Genomic DNA, 16,405 nt, shown 5'->3' on the forward strand with positions numbered 1-16,405 from the left:
CTCTTCGCAACGGGTTACGACGCGGCCTCGCCGCGGCGGGTGCGTTTGTCCTCGTACATCGCGCGGTCGGTGCGTTCGATCCACTCGCCGAGCGGCTCGCCGTGCCACTCGGTCACCCCGGCCGACCAGGTGACGTCGGGGTGTACCTGCTCCAACCGGCGCAGTACGGCGTACGCGTCGGCGATCGAGGTGTTCGGCATGTACAGGGCGAACTCGTCGCCACCGTAGCGACCGAGCACGTCGCCATTGCGTACGCCGGTCGTCCATGCCTGCGCGAGGCGGGCGAGGACGGCGTCGCCCGCGCTGTGCCCGATCGTGTCGTTGATCTCCTTGAAACCGTCCAGGTCGAGCATCGCAAGCGACGGCATCGAGGTGCGCCGACGGACCAGGTCGAGGTCGTCCTGGATGTACGCGAGGAATGCGCCGCGCCGCAACAGGCCGGTGAGGGGGTCGAGGTCGGCGAGCTGCTGCATCTTCGACACCAGGAGGTTCGTCATGATCGCGAGCGCGCCGGCGGTCGCCATCATCACCGCGGCCACGAGACCGGACGGCTCGATGTCGCTCACCGACAAGGCGATTGCGTAACACGCCGCCATGAATCCGATGTGCACGAGCGTCGTCACGCGGGTGAAGAAGCAGGCGATGTACACGCCGATCCAGATGTAGCCGATCGTCGTGAGGAGCTGCTCCTGGATCGTTGTCGCGAGCGAGACGAACGTCGAGGTGATAATGCTCGTGATCAGCACGACCAGGTGGAGTACGGGCGCCGGTGTACGCCGACCTGCATGTAAGAGGGCGATTCCGCCGAGTACGCCCGCGGTGCCGACGACCAGGGCGAGCGTGGTCGCAGACTCGGGAGAATAGGGGTAAGCGGCACTCAACAGGCAGAGCGACCCACCGGCGCAACACGCGAGTCCGAGTACTCGGGCCGGCAGGGACGCCCGCCCCGGCGCGGAACGGTGCGTGACCTGCATGTATTCCCTCTCGACGAGGCCCGTCACGCACAGTCTCGCATCGACTCCTGGCAGTTCGTGGAGGTTTCGGGAAGGTCACGGATCGTCACGCGTGACGATCACACAGCGGTGCCGCTTCCCGGCCCGCCGACCGCCGGAACCTCGAGCTGCTTCTTCTCGCCGACGATCCGCTTCTGCACCATTGTTGCGATCCAAGTGAGGATCAGGTTGACCACGATGTAGATCGCGCCGATCACGATCGCGGCCGGCAGTTGGTTGGTGAACTCGATCTTGATCAGGCGGTACGCATCAGTCAGCCCGGGCGCGGTGATCACGTAGCCAAGGCTGGTGTCCTTCAGCGCAACGACCATCTGGCTGATGATCGCCGGCAGCATGATCTTCACGGCCTGCGGGAGAAGCACGATCATCGTGACCTGAGTCTTGCCGAGTCCGATCGCGTACCCTGCCTCGGACTGCCCGTTCGGCACGGCGAGAAGGCCCGCCCGGAACACCTCGGCCAGCACGGCGCCGTTGTAGAGCGTGAGCGCGATGACCACGGACCAGTACGAGCCGAACCCGTCGCCGATGCCGTAGGTGAAGTAGATGAACAGCATGAGCAACAGCACAGGGATGGCGCGGAAGAACTCGACCACTGCCCAGCATGGCCAACGTATCCAAGCGTGCTCTGAGAGCTTGCCGACGCCGAACACGACGCCGACCGCGAGCGCGGCGATGATCGACGACACGGCCATGAGGAGTGTGTCGCGCAGGCCCTGGACGATGATGTCGACATAGGTGGGGGTGACGAACACCTCCCAGTACTGCTCGTAGTCGAGCTGGCCGTAGTCCTGCATGCGCAGGACGAGCCAAGCCAGGAACCCGACGATTACGAGTGCGCCGATGACCGTGTAGATCCGCTGCCGGAGCCGCGCCTTTGGGCCGGGAGCGTCGAAGAGTACGTTGTTCATCGGGCTAGCCTCCACCGTCGTTCGAGTCGGTTGGATCCGAACGACATCACCTCGACGATGATGATGTAGCCGAGCGCGATGACGGCGAAGAGCACGAGGGTGTCCGCCTCGCCGGGCACGAACTTCTTTACGCTCTTGAACCGCGCGGTCGCTTCGACGAGTCCGAATCCGGCGGCGACCGAGGTGTTCTTGGCGAGTGCGATGAAGACGCTGGTGAGTGGCGGCAGCGCGGCACGGGTTGCTTGGGGCAGGATCACCTGCCCCATCGACTGACGGAACGTCAGGCCGATCGAACGGGCAGCCTCGGCCTGTCCGAGCGAGACGGAGTTCACGCCCGCGCGCAAAGCCTCACAGACAAACGCGGAAGTGTAGATCGTGAGCGCAATGCAACCCTTCAGCAGGAAGGGAACGTCGGCCATCAGACCTATTCGCGGCGCACCCTCGACGACGAGGACGAACACCATCAGCAGCGGGATATTGCGAAAGATCGAGACGTACGTGACACCGACTCCGCGTACGACCGGAATGGGGCTGACCCTGGCCGTGACAAGGAAGGTGCCGACGACCATGGAGGCGACGCCCGAGATGACGAGGAGCTGGACGGTGAGCCAGAACGACTTGAGGATGACGTCCCGAGAGTCCCAGATGACGTCCACGCGTTGGCCTCCTCTCTATGGCGTCGGGGTAGATGCACAGGTGCTCCCCGCGGCCGGCAGGTGGCTGGCCACGGGGAGCGGATCGAATCAGCTGGACTTGCAGGCGTCCATCTTCGGCGGGTCTGGCGTCTCGACGCCTGACTCACCGAGGGTTGCCTCGAAGGCCTCGGCCCATTTCCCGTCATCCATCTTCTCCTGGATCACATCGGTGATCCACTGGCACATCTCCGGGCTGTCCTTGGAGTACCCGACGCCGTACCGCTCCTCGGAGAACTCCGGCCCGACCACCTTGAGTTCGTCGGGGTTCTCGGCGACGTAGCCGAGCAGGATCGACCCATCCGTCGTCATCGCGTCGACCGTGCCGTCGAGCACCTGGTCACGGCACTGCGAGTAGGTGTCGAAGCCGCGCGGCTCGGCGCCCTTGACCTCGACCTGGTCGAGCGAGGTGGACCCCGTGACCGAGCAGACCTCCTTGCCCTTAACGTCGTCGACGGACTCGATCTCGTCGTTGTCCTTCTGCACCATCAGCTGCTGGCCGGTGATGTAGTACGGCCCGGCCTGGCCGACGATCGCGCGACGTTCGGGGGTGATCGAGTACGACGCCACAACCAGGTCGACCTCGCCGTCCTGCAGGAACGGCTCGCGATTGTCGGAGATCGTCTCCTTCCACTCGACGTCCTCGGGTTCGATGCCCAGGTCTGCGGCGAGCCACTCGCCCACCTCGATGTCGAAGCCGGTCGGGATGTCCGAGCCGCCCGAGAGGAAGCCGATGCCGGGCTGGTCGATCTTGACTCCGATGGTGACCTTGCCGTCTTCGGCAAGTTGCTTCATCGCGGTTCCGTCGTCAAAGTTGTCGGCGGCGTTCTCGGCGACCTCGGCGTCGGGCGCGTCATCGCCGCTGTCGTCATCGCCGGCGTCGCCACAGGCGCTCACCGCCATGACCATGGATGCGGCCAAGACCGCGAACGTCGTTCGCTTGAGTCTCATCTGGGAGGATCCTCTCAGTGCTTGAGGATCTTGCCGAGGAAGTCCTTGGCGCGATCCGATTGCGGGTTGGTGAAGAACTCGTCCGGGGTGTTCTCCTCGACGATCTGTCCGTCGGCCATGAACGCCACGCGGTTGGCGGCCGTACGCGCGAAGCCCATCTCGTGGGTGACGACGACCATCGTCATGCCGCCCTGTGCGAGGTCGACCATGACGTCGAGGACTTCCTTGATCATCTCGGGGTCGAGCGCCGAGGTGGGCTCGTCGAAGAGCATCACCTTGGGCTCCATCGCGAGCGCGCGGGCGATCGCGACCCGCTGCTGCTGGCCGCCGGACAGCTGCGCGGGGTACTTGCCCGCCTGCTCTTCGATGCCGACGCGGGCGAGGAGCTCGCGGGCGCGCTGCTCGGCCTCGTCCTTCGACTTCTTGCGTACCTTGATCGGGCCGAGCGTGACGTTCTCGAGGATCGACTTGTGCGCGAACAGGTTGAACGCCTGGAAGACCATGCCGACGTCGGCGCGCAGGCCGGCCAGCGCCTTGCCCTCCTCGGGCAGCTTCTCGCCGTCGACGGTGATGGTGCCCTCGTCGATGGTCTCGAGCCGGTTGATGGTGCGGCACAGCGTGGACTTGCCCGAGCCCGACGGCCCGATCACGACGACGACCTCGCCGGGGGTCACGTGCAGGTTGATGTCCTGCAGGACGTGCAGGTCTCCGAACCACTTCTGGACACCGTCCATCGCCACCATGTATTGGGCGTCGGAGGATGTCGCGGGGCTACCCGGCGAATCGGACATGGCAGCAACCTACCGACGCGGCGGTCCAGGTGCCACCGCAGCGCGCCCGGGTAACCCGATCGTGACGTTAACGTGCGTTCACGAGGTGCCGCGGGCGTACGCCCCGGGGGTGACGCCCAGCACCCGCTTGAAGTGCCGGGTGAGGTGCGGCTGGTCGTGGAACCCCACCGCGGTCGCGACCTCGGCGGCGGGCTGGCCCGCCAACAGCAGCCGGCGGGCACGGTCGATCCGGCGCCCGGTCAGGTAGCGATGCGGCGGGAGACCGAACTCCCGGCCGAACGACCGTACGAGATGCGTCGGATGTGCCTGCAGCAGCCGCGACGCCTCGGTGAGGCAGATGCCGTCGGAGATCCGAGTGTCGAGCAGCTCACGAAGCCGCCGCGCCATCTCGGCATCGCGTACGGGGTCCGCCGGCGGCATCCGGCGCAGGTGCTGCTCGACCCGCTCGCGTACCAGCGAGAGCAGCGACTCGGCCTCGAACTCCTCGCCGGGCTCCGCCAGTGCGCGGTGGATGCCCGAGAGCCGCGCGAACAGCGAAGCGTCGATGACTTCCGGCCGGTCGACCGCGCGGCCGATGAGGTCGGTGTCGATCTGGTCGGGCTCGAGATACAGCACCCGCTTCCGGAACTCGCCTCCGGTCGCCGACCGGCCGTTGTGCGGTACGTGCGGCGGCAGCAGTGCCACCGTCGAACCCAGCACGCCGTGCTCGTCGTGATCGAGGTCGTACCGCACGGCACCCGTGTCGACGATGAGCACGGTCCACGTGTCGTGGGTGTGCAGCGGGTAGACGTGGTCGACGAAGCGGGCGTGGAACACCTCCGCGACGCCCGGTACGTCGGGGCGCCACGCGCGTACCTGCTCGCGCGATGCCACGCTAATAACGTACAAGACACGACCCACCCGGCGCGCGCACGATAGCGACATGGAGAAGCGATTCGACACCAAGATCACCGTGATACTGCGCGACGACCTGCAGGCGTGGCAGACCCTGAACGTCACCGCGTTCCTCACCAGCGGGATCGCGGCCGCCAACCCGGAGATCATCGGCGAGCCGTACGAGGACGGTGACGGCAACACGTACTACTCGATGTTCCGCCAGCCGGTCGTCGTCCTCCAAGGTGACAGCGACGCGGTGAAGACCGCGCACGAGCGCTGCCTGCGCCGAGGGCTGCGCACCGCCGTCTACACCTCCGACATGTTCACCACGGGCAACGACGACGACAACCGAGCGGTCGTACGCGCGGTCGATGCCGAGAAGCTCGACCTCGTCGGCATCGCGGTGCACGGTCCCCGTAACGCGGTCGACAAGATCGCCAAGGGCTGCCACATGCATCCCTGACCGGTCGCCGGTCGTACCCTGGTGGGTGCCATGACGACCATCCCCACCGAGCAGCGCACGTACCAGGTGCGTACGTACGGCTGCCAGATGAACGTGCACGACTCCGAGCGACTCTCCGGGCTGCTCGAGGACGCCGGCATGTCGCCGGCCGGCGACGACGCGCAGGCCGACGTCGTCGTGTTCAACACCTGCGCCGTGCGCGAGAACGCCGACAACAAGCTCTACGGCAACCTCGGCCACCTCGCGTCGGTCAAGAGGAAGCACCCCGGCATGCAGATCGCCGTCGGTGGTTGCCTCGCGCAGAAGGACCGCAGCGAGATCACCCGGCGGGCGCCGTGGGTGGACGTCGTCTTCGGTACGCACAACATCGGCTCGCTGCCCGTACTCCTCGAACGAGCGCGGATCCAGGAGGAGAGCCAGGTCGAGATCCTCGAGGCGCTCGAGGTCTTCCCGTCAACGCTGCCCACCAAGCGCGAGTCGGCGTACGCCGCGTGGGTGTCGATCAGCGTTGGCTGCAACAACACCTGCACGTTCTGCATCGTGCCGTCGCTGCGCGGCAAGGAGAAGGACCGCAGGCCGGGGGAGGTCCTTGCCGAGATCGAGGCGCTCGTCGCCGACGGCGTCGTCGAGGTGACGCTGCTCGGGCAGAACGTCAACTCCTACGGCGTGGAGTTCGGCGACCGGTACGCGTTCGGCAAGCTGCTGCGGGCGTGTGGCGACATCGAAGGTCTCGAGCGCGTGCGGTTCACCTCGCCGCACCCGAAGGACTTCACCGACGACGTCATCGCCGCGATGGCCGAGACGCCCAACGTGATGCCGCAGCTGCACATGCCGCTGCAGTCGGGGTCGGACGTCGTGCTCAAGTCGATGCGGCGTTCGTACCGTCGCAAGAAGTACCTCGGCATCCTCGAGCGCGTACGCGAGGCGATGCCCGACGCCGCGATCACGACCGACATCATCGTGGGCTTTCCCGGCGAGACCGACGACGACTTCGAGCAGACGATGGACGTCGTACGCCAGGCGCGGTTCTCCAGCGCGTTCACGTTCCAGTACTCCAAGCGCCCGGGTACGCCGGCCGAGTCCATGGACGGGCAGGTGCCGAAGGACGTCGTGCAGGAGCGGTACGAGCGGCTCGTCGCGCTCGTCAACGACATCGCATGGCGGGAGAACACCGCGCTGGTCGGCCGCCGCGTACCCCTGCTGGTCGCCGAGGGGGAGGGCAAGAAGGATGCCGCGACGCATCGGCTGACCGGCCGCGGTCCCGACAACCGGCTGGTGCACTTCGCTCCCGGCGACGCCGACGTACGACCGGGGGACCTCGTCGAGGTCGAGGTCACGTACGCCGCGCCACACCACCTCGTCGCAGACGGGCGGGTGCTGTCCGTCCGGCGTACGCGGGCCGGCGACGCGTGGGAAGCGCGTACCGCGGATCCGACGCCCGCCTCCGTCGGGCTCGGCATGCCGAGCCTCGGCGTACCCGACCCGCTCCCCGCCGACGACGCTCCCACCTGCCAACCCCGCTGAGGAGAGGATCCCGGCCCGCTGAGGAGAGGATCCCGGCCCGCTGAGGAGAGGATCCCGGCCCGCTGAGGAGAGGATCCCGACCCGCTGACTCGGAAGTTCCGCAGTCGAGTCAGGCGTCAGCCTCCGTGGGCCTCCCGTTTCTGCCCCGTTTCGGCCGATTTCGGGGCCGAAAGGTGCGGCTCACGGGGGCGGGCCGACGGGCCGGGATCCTCTCCTCACCGGGCCAGAACTCTCTCCTCACCGTTCGTCTGCGCGATCGCGTACGACGGTGGGATGATCGAGGCACGTACGCGGCAGGAGGGAGCCCTGCCATGACAGCCGCGAACATCGCCGATCGCGTCGTAGAGATGGCGGTCGCATCCATGGAGTCGTCGTCGATCACGATCGGCGCCCGGCTCGGCTGGTGGTCTGCGCTCGCCGACGCCGGCGACGCAGGCATCGACAGCAACGCCCTCGCGAAGCGCTCGGGCGCTCATCCGCGTTACGTACGCGAGTGGCTGGCGGCGATGGGCGCCGGCGGGTGGCTCGTCGTCACCGACAGCGCGAGTGACGCCGCCGATGCCCGCACGTACGCGCTCGCGCCCGGCGTACGCGAGGTGCTCGTCGATGCCGACAGCGACCTCTATCTCGCGCCGCTGCTGCGACAGGTCAGCGCGGGCCAACTGTCACTGCGCACTCTCGAACGCGTCTTCCAGACCGGCGAGGGTCTCGCGTGGGCCGACCACGACCCCGACATGGTCGTCGCGCAAGGTGAGATGAACCGAAACCCGCTGCGCAAGGACCTGCCGCCGTGGATACGTGAGCACCTCCCCGACACGGCCGCCGCACTCGACGGGGGAGTCTGGGTCGCCGACGTGGGTACCGGGCACGGCTGGGCGTCGATCGGCCTCGCCAGTATGTTCCCGAACGCGACCGTCCACGCCTACGATCTCGACGAGCCGAGCGTCGCCGCTGCGCGTACGAACGTGCACGAGGCCGGACTCGACGGCCACGTCACCGTGTACGCCGACTCGATCGACTCGGCCGAGCCCGGCGCGTACCGCCTCGTCGTGATGGCCGAGATGCTGCACGACGTCCCCGACCCGATCGGCCTGCTCGCCGCCTGCCGCAAGGCGCTCGCCGACGACGGTGTTGTTTTCGTCGCCGACATGCGCGTCGGCGAGTCCTACAGCGCTCCCGCAGACCTCGTCGAGCGGCTGATGTACGGGTTCAGCCTGCTCGTGTGCCTTGCCGACTCGATGACCACACGGCCGTCCGCGGCGACCGGCACCGTGATCCGCCCGTCGATCCTCCAGGAGTACGCGAGGCAGGCGGGGTTCACCGACGTACGCGAGCTTCCGATCGAGCACGACACCTGGCGGTTCTGGGCGTTGCGCGCCTGAGCGCGGCGGCTCTGCTAAAAGCCGCTCGTCATGATCGGTGGCACGTCGCCGGCGGCGAGCGCGTCGAGGACCGCTCGCTCGTGCGGCACCATCGGCTCGGGCAGCGCATCGATCGGCCACCAGCGCATGGCGGCGCTCTTGTGCGGCTCGCGGATCGAGGGTTCACCCGTCCAACGCGTGGTCGCGAAGAAGAAGTCGCAGCGCTGCTCGATCGGTCCACCGCCTCGCAGGGTGCGGTGCACCGTCGTCAACGCAACCAGGTCGTCGGTACGTACCTCCACGCCCGCCTCCTCGTACGCCTCGCGGGCCGCAGCCTCGTGGGCCGACTCCTCGGGCTCGACGTGTCCGGCGAGCAAGGCCCAGTGGCCGTCGCGGAATCCGGTGTTCTGACGCACCTGCAGCAGCACGTCGCCACTACGGCGGAGAGCGACGTATGACGCGGGGATCAGGCTGAACGCAGACACGCGCGCGACCCTACTATCGTCACGGCGTCGCCCGCCCGACTACCGTCGAGGTGTGCCGATTGCGTTCTGCCCTCATCCGCCGCTCCTCGTACCGGCGGTCGCGCAGGGCGCCGCCGATGAGCTCGCGTACCTGCGTACTGCCTGCGACGCGGTCGTACGTGCGCTGGTCGACGGCCGGGGCTCCGACGTGACCGTCGTCGGGTCGGCGCCCGCTTCGGCGAGCTGGGACGCGACCGCCGGGGGGAGCCTCGACGGCTTCGGCGTCGGCGTGCGCGCGGGCGGTGCGTCGACGGTGTTGCCGCTGTCGCTGACGGTCGGAGCATGGCTGCTCGACCGTGCCGGTTGGGAGGGGCCACGTACGTACGTCGCCGTCAGCGGCGACGAGATCGTCGACGTACGCGGATCCGTGCTCGTCATGGCCGACGGCACCGCCAAGCGCACCGAGCAGGCACCGGGTCACATCGATGATCGTGCGCCGACGTACGACAAGGCGATCGCGCAGGCGCTGGCATCCGGCGACGCCGACGCGCTCGCCGCACTCGACACCGCGCTGGGCGTGCAGCTGTGGTCCGGTGGTGTCCCCGCTCTGCGCACGATCGGGCGGAGTGTCGCGGCGAGTTCGTGGCGCGTAGCCGACGCTCGGCTCCGCTACGACGACGCGCCGTACGGCGTCGGCTACTTCGTCGCCGAGTGGGAACTCGGCTAGCACCACCAAAAAACGTACGATCGTGCTATCGTGCTCATATGCCGGTCACCAAAGGCGAGACCACTCGACTCGCGATCCTCGACGAGGCGTTGCAGCTGACGTCGCGTACGGGTGTGACGACGCTGAGCATCGGCGGGCTCGCCCGCGAGACCGGCATGAGCAAGAGTGGCCTGTTCGCGCACTTCAAGTCCAAGGAGTCGCTGCAGGTCCAGGTGGTCGGCCGCGCCCGCGAGCGCTTCGTCGACACCGTCGTACGCCCGGCACTCGCCGCCCCGAGAGGCGAGCGCCGGGTCCGCGCGTTGTTCGACGGGTGGGTGCAATGGGAGCGTGAGGCATTCGACGGCGGCTGCATCTTCGTCACTCTCGCCGCCGAGCTCGACAGTCGTCCCGGGCCGGTCCGTGACACCCTCGTCGACAGCGAGCGCGACTGGCTCGAGCTGATCGCGTCGACGGCGACGACGGCGGTGGCGGAGGGTGACTTCCGCGCCGATCTCGACACCGACCAGTTCGCGTTCGAGGTGCACGGCGTGATGCTCGCGAACCACCATGCCAACCGCCTGATGGGCGACGCCGACGGCGTCGCGCGCGCGTACACCGCGTTCGAGACGATGATCGCGGCCGCGCGCCGCACCGACTGACCACACCGACTAAAGGGGGAAACCCATGGCCGTATCAGCATTCAAGAAAAGCACGATCGTTCGTACTAAATTCGCCGTACTCCGGGCCGGTTTCCGAGCCACCGAGCTGATCGCACCGAGGTACGGCGCCAGGCTCGCGACCTCGCTGTGGTTCAAGACGCCACCGTCGCCGGCACCCTCGCCGCTGCCGCCGGGTGGCTTCGCGTTCGAGGTGACCGCGATGGACGGCGTCGTCCGTGGCACGTACTGGGGTGACGGCCCGGTCGTGTACCTCGTTCACGGTTGGGGCGGCCGCGGCGACCAGTTCGCCGAGTTCGTCGAGCCTCTGCGGTCGACGGGGCATCGCGTCGTGATGTTCGACGCACTCAGTCACGGGCTGTCCGGTCCCGGGCCGTCGGGGGCGGCACATGCACACGGGGTCGAGTTCGGCCGCGCACTCGATGCCGTTGCCGCACGCTTCGGGCCCGCGCGGGCGATCGTCTCGCATTCGATGGGCGCGGTGCCCGCACTGCTCGCCATGCGCGACGGGTGGGTCGGCGCCGATCGACTGGTGATGATCTCGCCGATGGTCGAGCTCGCGACGTACTTCGACCGCTTCGGCGAGCAGGTCGGGTTCGGGCCGCGCATCCGGCGCGGGATGGACGCCGAGACGAAGCGGCGCACCGGATATCCGGTGGATGAGTTCGCCTTGGCCCGGCTCGCGTCCGATCTGGAACCACTGCCGCCGACGCTCGTCATCCACGACCGGCGTGATCGCAGGACGTCGTACGAGCAGAGCGCGGCCATCGTCGAGACGTGGCCCGAAGCGACGCTGATCAGCACCGATGGCCTCGGACACCTGCGGATCCTGCGCGCCGCGGATGTCGTTCATGCGTCGGTGCGGCACGTGCTCGCGGACGTAGCCGACTCCGACAACCGCGCCGACGCGATCGCGTGAGCCCCGTCGTCTACGGCTTGGGCTCGCCGCCTTCGGTTCCCTCGGGCCCGTCGCCGCCGTCGGGAGTGCCGGCTTCGTCGCCGAGCTTGTCGACGCCTTCCTTGGCCTTGTCTGTCGCCTTGTCGATCTTGTCCTCGAAGCGACCGCCGGTGACCTTGTTGACCGCGCCGCCGGCCTTGTCGAGGCCGTCGCCGATCTTGTCACTGTGCTCGGTGGCGAACTCGCCGGCCTTGTCCTTGAGGTCTCCGCTCTTACCGCGGAGCTTGTCGAGCCAACCCATGTTGCCCTCCAGTTGAGTGCGCGGGTATCTGCACCAACAGGCTAGTCGGTTCGCGGCGGTGATGTCGGCACGCGGTCACCGCGTACCGACGACCGACGTGGTCAGCCCTTGGCGTCCTCGCCGCCGGACCCTTCGGAGCCCTCCTGCGACTTGTCGTCGATGAAGTCGCTGGCGGCGTCCTTGCCCGACTCGATCTTGTCGTCGAACTTGCCGCCCGTCACCTTGCTGGCGGCGTCCGCGGCCTTGTCGAGCCCCGCATCGACCTGGTCGCTGTGCTCACTCGCAGCCTCGGTGGCCTTGTTCTTGAACTTGTCGAACATTCCCATTGGTGCCTCATCCCGTTCGGGGAGCCCGAGTGGCCCCGTTCATCACCCCCAACGTAACTGCCAGACTCGGGCATGTGAACAACTCCGGGCGCGTGATCGCGATCGTGGGGCCGACCGCGGCCGGGAAGTCCGACCTGTCGGTCGCGCTCGCCCGACGCATCGGCGGCGACGTCATCAACGCCGACTCGATGCAGCTCTACCGCGGGATGGACATCGGAACGGCCAAGCTCACGGCGGCCGAGCGGGCGGGCGTACCCCACCAGCTGCTCGACGTGCTCGACGTACGCGAACCGGCGACCGTCGCGGAGTTCCAGGGCTGGGCGCGTACCGCGGTCGAGGGCTGCCACCGACGAGGTGTGACGCCGATCCTGGTCGGTGGGTCCGCGCTCTACGTACGCGCCGTGCTCGACGACTTCGAGTTCCCGGGCGCAGACCCGGCCGTACGAGAACGGCTCGAGGCCGAGCTGGCGGCGGTGGGCACCGCCGCGCTGCACGCCACGCTCGCCGAGCACGATCCGGATGCGGCGCGCAACATCCTGCCGAGCAACGGCCGACGCATCGTTCGCGCCCTCGAGGTCATCGAGATCACCGGCAAACCGTTCACGGCGACCCTGCCGAGCCACACCTACGTCTACGACGAGGTGACCGTGATCGGCGTCGACGTACCGCGTGACGTGCTGGCGCAGCGCATCGAGACGCGCGTCGAACGCATGTGGGACGACGGTCTGGTCGACGAGGTACGCCGCCTCGAAGGCTCCGGCCTGCGGGAGGGGCGTACTGCGAGTCGCGCTCTCGGGTACGCACAGGTGCTGGCGTACCTGGCCGACGAGTGCACCGAGGACGAGGCGAAGGACGCGACGATCCGGCGTACGCGCCAATTCGCGCGCCGGCAGGACGCGTGGTTTCGCAAGGACCCGCGGATCCACTGGCTCCCGTACGACGCACCCGACCTACTCGACCGTGCAGCGCGCCTGCTCGACACCCGATAGCGTTACGTCATGACGCATGCGAAGACGGTCGACTGTTCCGGCGGCCTGCTGATCGGACACGACGGCTCGGAGTTCTCCAACGCCGCGCTGTCCTGGACCCTCGACCTCGCCGACAGGCTCGGCACGTCCGTGACAGTTGTGCGTGCCTGGGTGCTGACGACGGCGCCCCGGCCGAAGACCTGGAGCCCGGGTTACATGCCTCCGCTCGTCGACTTCGAGGAGGCGTCGCGGGACAGGCTGCAGGCCGATGTCGCCGACCTGGTGAGCGAACACCCCGACGTAGAGGTCTCGCACCAGGCCGTGCACGGACGCCCGGCGTCGATCCTGGTGGAGGGATCCGAACGCGCCGACATGCTCGTCGTCGGCCCGCGCGGCCTCGGCGGGTTCCGCGGCCTCGTGCTCGGCTCGGTCAGCGAGCAGTGCGTACGCCACGCGAAGTGCCCGGTGGTGGTCGTCCACGGTCGCGGTGAGCAGGAGACTCCGCCCGCGCGGCTCTCGCTCGACGACAATCTCACGCCCGACGACTGACGCCCGCTTTCGTACCCACGAAGCGACCGGCCATGTGACTGCGTGGCAACCCAGAGCACTAGCCACGGCGACGCCCGATGTAGTACGCATGGGGGACGACCGACGCTGGGAGCCGCCATGCCGAAGCACCGCGCACTGTCCGCAGTCATCGCCATCACGACCGCGACTGCGCTCGCGACCGTGTCCGCACCGATCGCACTCGCCGGACCGGATGACCCGTCGGGTCGCGACGCCACGCGTGCGCTCCCGCCGCCGGCGGGGGAGAACCAGTACGTCGCCCGTGGGCGCGGCGGCGCCGTGTCCTCGGTCGACGCGAATGCGACGCGGATCGGCGTCAAGGTGCTCAAGGCCGGTGGTACGGCGACCGATGCAGCCGTCGCGACAGCCGCCGCGCTCGGGGTCACCGAGCCGTACAGCACCGGGATCGGCGGCGGCGGGTACTTCGTGCACTACAACGCGAGGTCCGGCAAGGTGCAGACCATCGACGGACGCGAGACGGCGCCGGCCGCATTCCCGCACGACGCGTTCATCGACCCCGAGACGGGAGAGCCCTATCCGTTCTTTCCCGACCGGGTGACCAGCGGTGTCTCCGTCGGGACGCCGGGCACGCTCGCGACGTGGAAGGCGGCGACCGACCGATGGGGCAAGCGTTCGCTCGCCGGCAACCTGCGTCCCGCCACAAACCTTGCTCGCAAGGGATTCACGGTCGACCAGACGTTCTACGACCAGACGGAGGACAACGCCGAGCGGTTCGCTGCGTTCACGTCGACCTCGGACCTCTACCTTCCGGGCGGCGAACCACCCGCCGTCGGCTCGCGTTTCCGCAACCCCGACCTCGCGCGTACGTACGACAAGATCGCGGCCGAGGGGCCGAAGGCCTTCTACCGCGGGGCGATGGCGCGCGAGATCGCGAGTGCTGTCCAGGATCCGCCGACGACCGGTGAGAGCGACCTGCCGGTGCCACCAGGACACATGACGGTCAAGGACCTCAACAACTACGACGTGCGGTCGCAGCGGCCGACGCATCTGAAGTACCACGGCCTGGACGTCTACGGCATGGCGCCGTCGTCGTCCGGCGGTACGACGGTCGGCGAAGCGCTGAACATCCTCGAAAACTTCCGTCTCGGCAAGGCGCGCACGCCGCGCAGCCTGCACGCGTACCTGGAAGCGTCGGCGACGGCGTTCGCCGACAGAGGCGCGTATGTCGGTGACTCGGCGTTCAACGACGTGCCGACCGACGAGCTCACCAGCCAGAAGTTCGCGGACGGTCGGGCATGCACCATCGATCCCGACCAGGCCGCCGAGAAGCCGGTGCCGGCGGGGGAGATCGACGGCGACCCGTGCGCCACCGATGCGTCTCCCGCGAAGCCCGACGCCGAAGGCCTGTCGACATCGCACCTGTCGGTGGTCGACAAGTGGGGCAACGCGGTCGCGTACACGCTCACGATCGAGCAGACCGGCGGCTCGGGCATCCTCGTGCCGGGCCGGGGGTTCCTGCTGAACAACGAGCTGACCGACTTCTCCGCCGAGTACGAAGCCGACGACCCGAACCGCCCGCAGGCGTACGCGCGGCCGCGCTCGTCGATGTCGCCGACCATCGTGCTCGACGACGGCGAGCTGAAGCTGCTGGTGGGCTCGCCGGGCGGATCGACGATCATCACGACCGTGCTGCAGGTCCTGCTGAACCGGCTGGATCTCGATATGAACCTGCCGCAGGCGGTCGCCGCTCCCCGCGCGTCGCAGCGCAACACCGCCGAGGTGAGCGCCGAGCCGGAGTTCATCGACGCCTATGGCGCTGCTCTCGAGAAGTACGGGCATGTGCTGGTCCCCTCGGGCGACGAGTTCACTCCGGACGCCGAGATCGGTGCCGTCGCGGCGATCGAGGTGCGCCCGAACGGCAACCTCGTCGCGGTTGCGGAGCCGACCCGACGTGGCGGCGGCACGGCCGGAGTCGTGCGTCCGCGCTGATGCGTTCGCACGTCGCGGCGTAGCCTTGCGGCGTGGGTACGTTCGCATGGGCCAAGGGCCACGGCACCGAGAATGACTTCATCGTCCTTCCGGACGCCGACACCCGGATTCACGGCGACCTCGATGCCGACTTCGTGGCGGAGTTGTGCGACCGGCGCCGCGGGGTCGGCGCCGACGGGGTGCTGCGGGTCGTACGCTCCACGGCGCTCGGCATCAACGACGGTTCGACGTGGTTCATGGACTACCGCAACGCCGATGGCACGGTCAGCGAGATGTGCGGCAACGGCGTGCGGGTCTTCGCGGCGTACCTCGTACGCGAGGGGCTGGTCGACCCGGCCGAGCCGGAGCCGGTCAGTACCCGCGACGGCGTGAAGACCGTTGCCTTCGAACCCGACGGCAGATATACGGTCGACATGGGCGTGCCGCGTACGCTCGGCGACACTAAGGTCGCGGTCGGCGAGCGCACCTGGAGCGCGATGCACGTCGAGACCGGCAACCCGCACGCCGTCGCGTTCGTCGACGATCTCGCGGACGCGGGGACACTGGTGGACGAGCCGGCGTACGACCGTGCGGAGTACCCCAACGGCGTCAACATCGAGTTCGTCGTACCCCGCGGTGAGGGCTACGTGGCGATGCGCGTCCACGAGCGGGGATCCGGCGAGACGCGTTCGTGCGGCACGGGGGCCTGCGCGGTCGCCGTCGCCGCCGCCGTACGCGACGGCGCGGCACCCGCTGCGACGAATGCCCCCGCGACGTACCGGATCGACCTGCCGGGCGGGCGACTCGACGTGACCTGGCGCCCCGACGGCCGGCTCCTGATGACCGGTTCCGCGGCGATCGTCGCCGACGGCGAGCTGTCCTGGCACGGCGGGTAGCGTTACCACGACCGCGTGGTGTCCGGGTGGGCTCTGACGTTGTCCGAATACCATGTAAACATGGTAAACGTTCGCTTTGCAACGGTGAATTCGC

The 16,405-nt window shown here is 68.3% G+C and carries 19 protein-coding genes; 10 read left to right on the forward strand and 9 right to left on the reverse strand.

Annotated features, from left to right (window positions below):
- Nucleotides 1-14: 14 nt before the first annotated feature.
- The 6 genes from L0C25_RS18865 to L0C25_RS18890 form a co-directional block, all read right to left on the reverse strand.
- Nucleotides 15-974 (reverse strand): GGDEF domain-containing protein, encoded by a 960-nt coding sequence (locus tag L0C25_RS18865; RefSeq protein ID WP_271633307.1) that lies wholly within the window; start codon nucleotides 972-974, stop codon nucleotides 15-17.
- 98 nt (nucleotides 975-1,072) lie between these two features.
- Complete coding sequence (locus L0C25_RS18870) at nucleotides 1,073-1,921, reverse strand: amino acid ABC transporter permease (RefSeq protein WP_271633309.1); 849 nt, start codon at nucleotides 1,919-1,921, stop codon at nucleotides 1,073-1,075.
- Nucleotides 1,918-2,577, reverse strand: a complete 660-nt coding sequence (locus L0C25_RS18875) for an amino acid ABC transporter permease (protein WP_271633310.1) — start codon at nucleotides 2,575-2,577, stop codon at nucleotides 1,918-1,920. The genes L0C25_RS18870 and L0C25_RS18875 overlap by 4 nt, the downstream gene beginning before the upstream one ends.
- 87 nt (nucleotides 2,578-2,664) lie before the next feature.
- Nucleotides 2,665-3,564 carry a glutamate ABC transporter substrate-binding protein gene (locus tag L0C25_RS18880; protein ID WP_271633311.1) on the reverse strand — a complete coding sequence of 300 codons (900 nt, stop codon included), beginning with the start codon at nucleotides 3,562-3,564 and terminating at the stop codon, nucleotides 2,665-2,667.
- Between the two features lie 14 nt (nucleotides 3,565-3,578).
- Nucleotides 3,579-4,307 carry an amino acid ABC transporter ATP-binding protein gene (locus L0C25_RS18885; protein WP_271636862.1) on the reverse strand — a complete coding sequence of 243 codons (729 nt, stop codon included), beginning with the start codon at nucleotides 4,305-4,307 and terminating at the stop codon, nucleotides 3,579-3,581.
- A 126-nt stretch (nucleotides 4,308-4,433) separates the two neighbouring features.
- On the reverse strand, nucleotides 4,434-5,228 hold the full coding sequence (locus tag L0C25_RS18890) for a helix-turn-helix transcriptional regulator (protein WP_271633312.1): 795 nt from the start codon (nucleotides 5,226-5,228) through the stop codon (nucleotides 4,434-4,436).
- A 49-nt stretch (nucleotides 5,229-5,277) separates the two neighbouring features.
- Between L0C25_RS18890 and L0C25_RS18895 the strand changes: the two genes are divergently transcribed.
- The 3 genes from L0C25_RS18895 to L0C25_RS18905 all read left to right on the forward strand — a co-directional run bounded on the left by L0C25_RS18895 (nucleotide 5,278) and on the right by L0C25_RS18905 (nucleotide 8,600).
- On the forward strand, nucleotides 5,278-5,694 hold the full coding sequence (locus L0C25_RS18895) for a DUF2000 domain-containing protein (RefSeq protein WP_271633313.1): 417 nt from the start codon (nucleotides 5,278-5,280) through the stop codon (nucleotides 5,692-5,694).
- Nucleotides 5,695-5,724: 30 nt separating this feature from the next.
- On the forward strand, nucleotides 5,725-7,218 hold the full coding sequence (gene miaB / locus L0C25_RS18900; RefSeq protein WP_271633315.1) for a tRNA (N6-isopentenyl adenosine(37)-C2)-methylthiotransferase MiaB: 1,494 nt from the start codon (nucleotides 5,725-5,727) through the stop codon (nucleotides 7,216-7,218).
- 311 nt (nucleotides 7,219-7,529) lie between these two features.
- Complete coding sequence (locus tag L0C25_RS18905; protein ID WP_271633316.1) at nucleotides 7,530-8,600, forward strand: class I SAM-dependent methyltransferase; 1,071 nt, start codon at nucleotides 7,530-7,532, stop codon at nucleotides 8,598-8,600.
- Between the two features lie 14 nt (nucleotides 8,601-8,614).
- Here L0C25_RS18905 and L0C25_RS18910 read toward each other — a convergent pair whose 3' ends face one another.
- Nucleotides 8,615-9,064, reverse strand: coding sequence for an NUDIX domain-containing protein (locus L0C25_RS18910; RefSeq protein WP_271633317.1), 450 nt, complete (start codon nucleotides 9,062-9,064; stop codon nucleotides 8,615-8,617).
- 52 nt (nucleotides 9,065-9,116) lie between these two features.
- Here L0C25_RS18910 and L0C25_RS18915 point away from each other — a divergent pair, with 52 nt between their 5' ends.
- Genes L0C25_RS18915 through L0C25_RS18925 form a run of 3 tightly spaced genes read left to right on the forward strand, consistent with a single transcriptional unit; the run spans nucleotide 9,117 to nucleotide 11,345 of the window.
- A complete protein-coding gene (locus L0C25_RS18915; RefSeq protein ID WP_271633318.1) occupies nucleotides 9,117-9,770 on the forward strand; it encodes a class III extradiol ring-cleavage dioxygenase family protein in 654 nt (217 codons plus the stop codon).
- A gap of 38 nt (nucleotides 9,771-9,808) precedes the next feature.
- Complete coding sequence (locus L0C25_RS18920) at nucleotides 9,809-10,408, forward strand: TetR/AcrR family transcriptional regulator (protein ID WP_271633319.1); 600 nt, start codon at nucleotides 9,809-9,811, stop codon at nucleotides 10,406-10,408.
- A gap of 25 nt (nucleotides 10,409-10,433) precedes the next feature.
- Nucleotides 10,434-11,345: an alpha/beta fold hydrolase gene (locus tag L0C25_RS18925; RefSeq protein WP_271633320.1), complete on the forward strand. Its 912-nt coding sequence runs from the start codon at nucleotides 10,434-10,436 to the stop codon at nucleotides 11,343-11,345.
- A 10-nt stretch (nucleotides 11,346-11,355) separates the two neighbouring features.
- Here L0C25_RS18925 and L0C25_RS18930 read toward each other — a convergent pair whose 3' ends face one another.
- Together L0C25_RS18930 and L0C25_RS18935 are read right to left on the reverse strand one after the other, a co-directional pair.
- Nucleotides 11,356-11,625 carry an antitoxin gene (locus L0C25_RS18930; RefSeq protein WP_271633321.1) on the reverse strand — a complete coding sequence of 90 codons (270 nt, stop codon included), beginning with the start codon at nucleotides 11,623-11,625 and terminating at the stop codon, nucleotides 11,356-11,358.
- 101 nt (nucleotides 11,626-11,726) lie between these two features.
- On the reverse strand, nucleotides 11,727-11,951 hold the full coding sequence (locus L0C25_RS18935; RefSeq protein WP_271633322.1) for an antitoxin: 225 nt from the start codon (nucleotides 11,949-11,951) through the stop codon (nucleotides 11,727-11,729).
- Between the two features lie 74 nt (nucleotides 11,952-12,025).
- Between L0C25_RS18935 and miaA the strand changes: the two genes are divergently transcribed.
- The 4 genes from miaA to dapF all read left to right on the forward strand — a co-directional run bounded on the left by miaA (nucleotide 12,026) and on the right by dapF (nucleotide 16,311).
- Nucleotides 12,026-12,940, forward strand: coding sequence for a tRNA (adenosine(37)-N6)-dimethylallyltransferase MiaA (gene miaA / locus L0C25_RS18940; protein WP_271633323.1), 915 nt, complete (start codon nucleotides 12,026-12,028; stop codon nucleotides 12,938-12,940).
- Nucleotides 12,941-12,949: 9 nt separating this feature from the next.
- Complete coding sequence (locus L0C25_RS18945; RefSeq protein ID WP_271633324.1) at nucleotides 12,950-13,468, forward strand: universal stress protein; 519 nt, start codon at nucleotides 12,950-12,952, stop codon at nucleotides 13,466-13,468.
- A 117-nt stretch (nucleotides 13,469-13,585) separates the two neighbouring features.
- Nucleotides 13,586-15,436, forward strand: coding sequence for a gamma-glutamyltransferase (ggt, locus tag L0C25_RS18950; RefSeq protein ID WP_271633325.1), 1,851 nt, complete (start codon nucleotides 13,586-13,588; stop codon nucleotides 15,434-15,436).
- Nucleotides 15,437-15,468: 32 nt separating this feature from the next.
- Entirely contained in the window at nucleotides 15,469-16,311 is an 843-nt protein-coding gene (gene dapF, locus L0C25_RS18955; RefSeq protein WP_271633326.1) for a diaminopimelate epimerase, read from the forward strand.
- Nucleotides 16,312-16,405 lie beyond the last annotated feature (94 nt).

The organism is Solicola gregarius (genome assembly GCF_025790165.1).
Lineage (GTDB): Bacteria > Actinomycetota > Actinomycetes > Propionibacteriales > Nocardioidaceae > Solicola > Solicola gregarius.

Coding starts and splice junctions, on each gene's coding strand:
- L0C25_RS18865 (WP_271633307.1), bottom strand. CDS start 974: ATGCAGGTCACGCACCGTTCCGCGCCGGGGCGGGCGTCCCTGCCGGCC.
- L0C25_RS18870 (WP_271633309.1), bottom strand. CDS start 1,921: ATGAACAACGTACTCTTCGACGCTCCCGGCCCAAAGGCGCGGCTCCGG.
- L0C25_RS18880 (WP_271633311.1), bottom strand. CDS start 3,564: ATGAGACTCAAGCGAACGACGTTCGCGGTCTTGGCCGCATCCATGGTC.
- L0C25_RS18885 (WP_271636862.1), bottom strand. CDS start 4,307: ATGGTGGCGATGGACGGTGTCCAGAAGTGGTTCGGAGACCTGCACGTC.
- L0C25_RS18895 (WP_271633313.1), top strand. CDS start 5,278: ATGGAGAAGCGATTCGACACCAAGATCACCGTGATACTGCGCGACGAC.
- miaB (WP_271633315.1), top strand. CDS start 5,725: ATGACGACCATCCCCACCGAGCAGCGCACGTACCAGGTGCGTACGTAC.
- L0C25_RS18905 (WP_271633316.1), top strand. CDS start 7,530: ATGACAGCCGCGAACATCGCCGATCGCGTCGTAGAGATGGCGGTCGCA.
- L0C25_RS18920 (WP_271633319.1), top strand. CDS start 9,809: ATGCCGGTCACCAAAGGCGAGACCACTCGACTCGCGATCCTCGACGAG.
- L0C25_RS18925 (WP_271633320.1), top strand. CDS start 10,434: ATGGCCGTATCAGCATTCAAGAAAAGCACGATCGTTCGTACTAAATTC.
- L0C25_RS18930 (WP_271633321.1), bottom strand. CDS start 11,625: ATGGGTTGGCTCGACAAGCTCCGCGGTAAGAGCGGAGACCTCAAGGAC.
- L0C25_RS18935 (WP_271633322.1), bottom strand. CDS start 11,951: ATGGGAATGTTCGACAAGTTCAAGAACAAGGCCACCGAGGCTGCGAGT.
- L0C25_RS18945 (WP_271633324.1), top strand. CDS start 12,950: ATGACGCATGCGAAGACGGTCGACTGTTCCGGCGGCCTGCTGATCGGA.
- ggt (WP_271633325.1), top strand. CDS start 13,586: ATGCCGAAGCACCGCGCACTGTCCGCAGTCATCGCCATCACGACCGCG.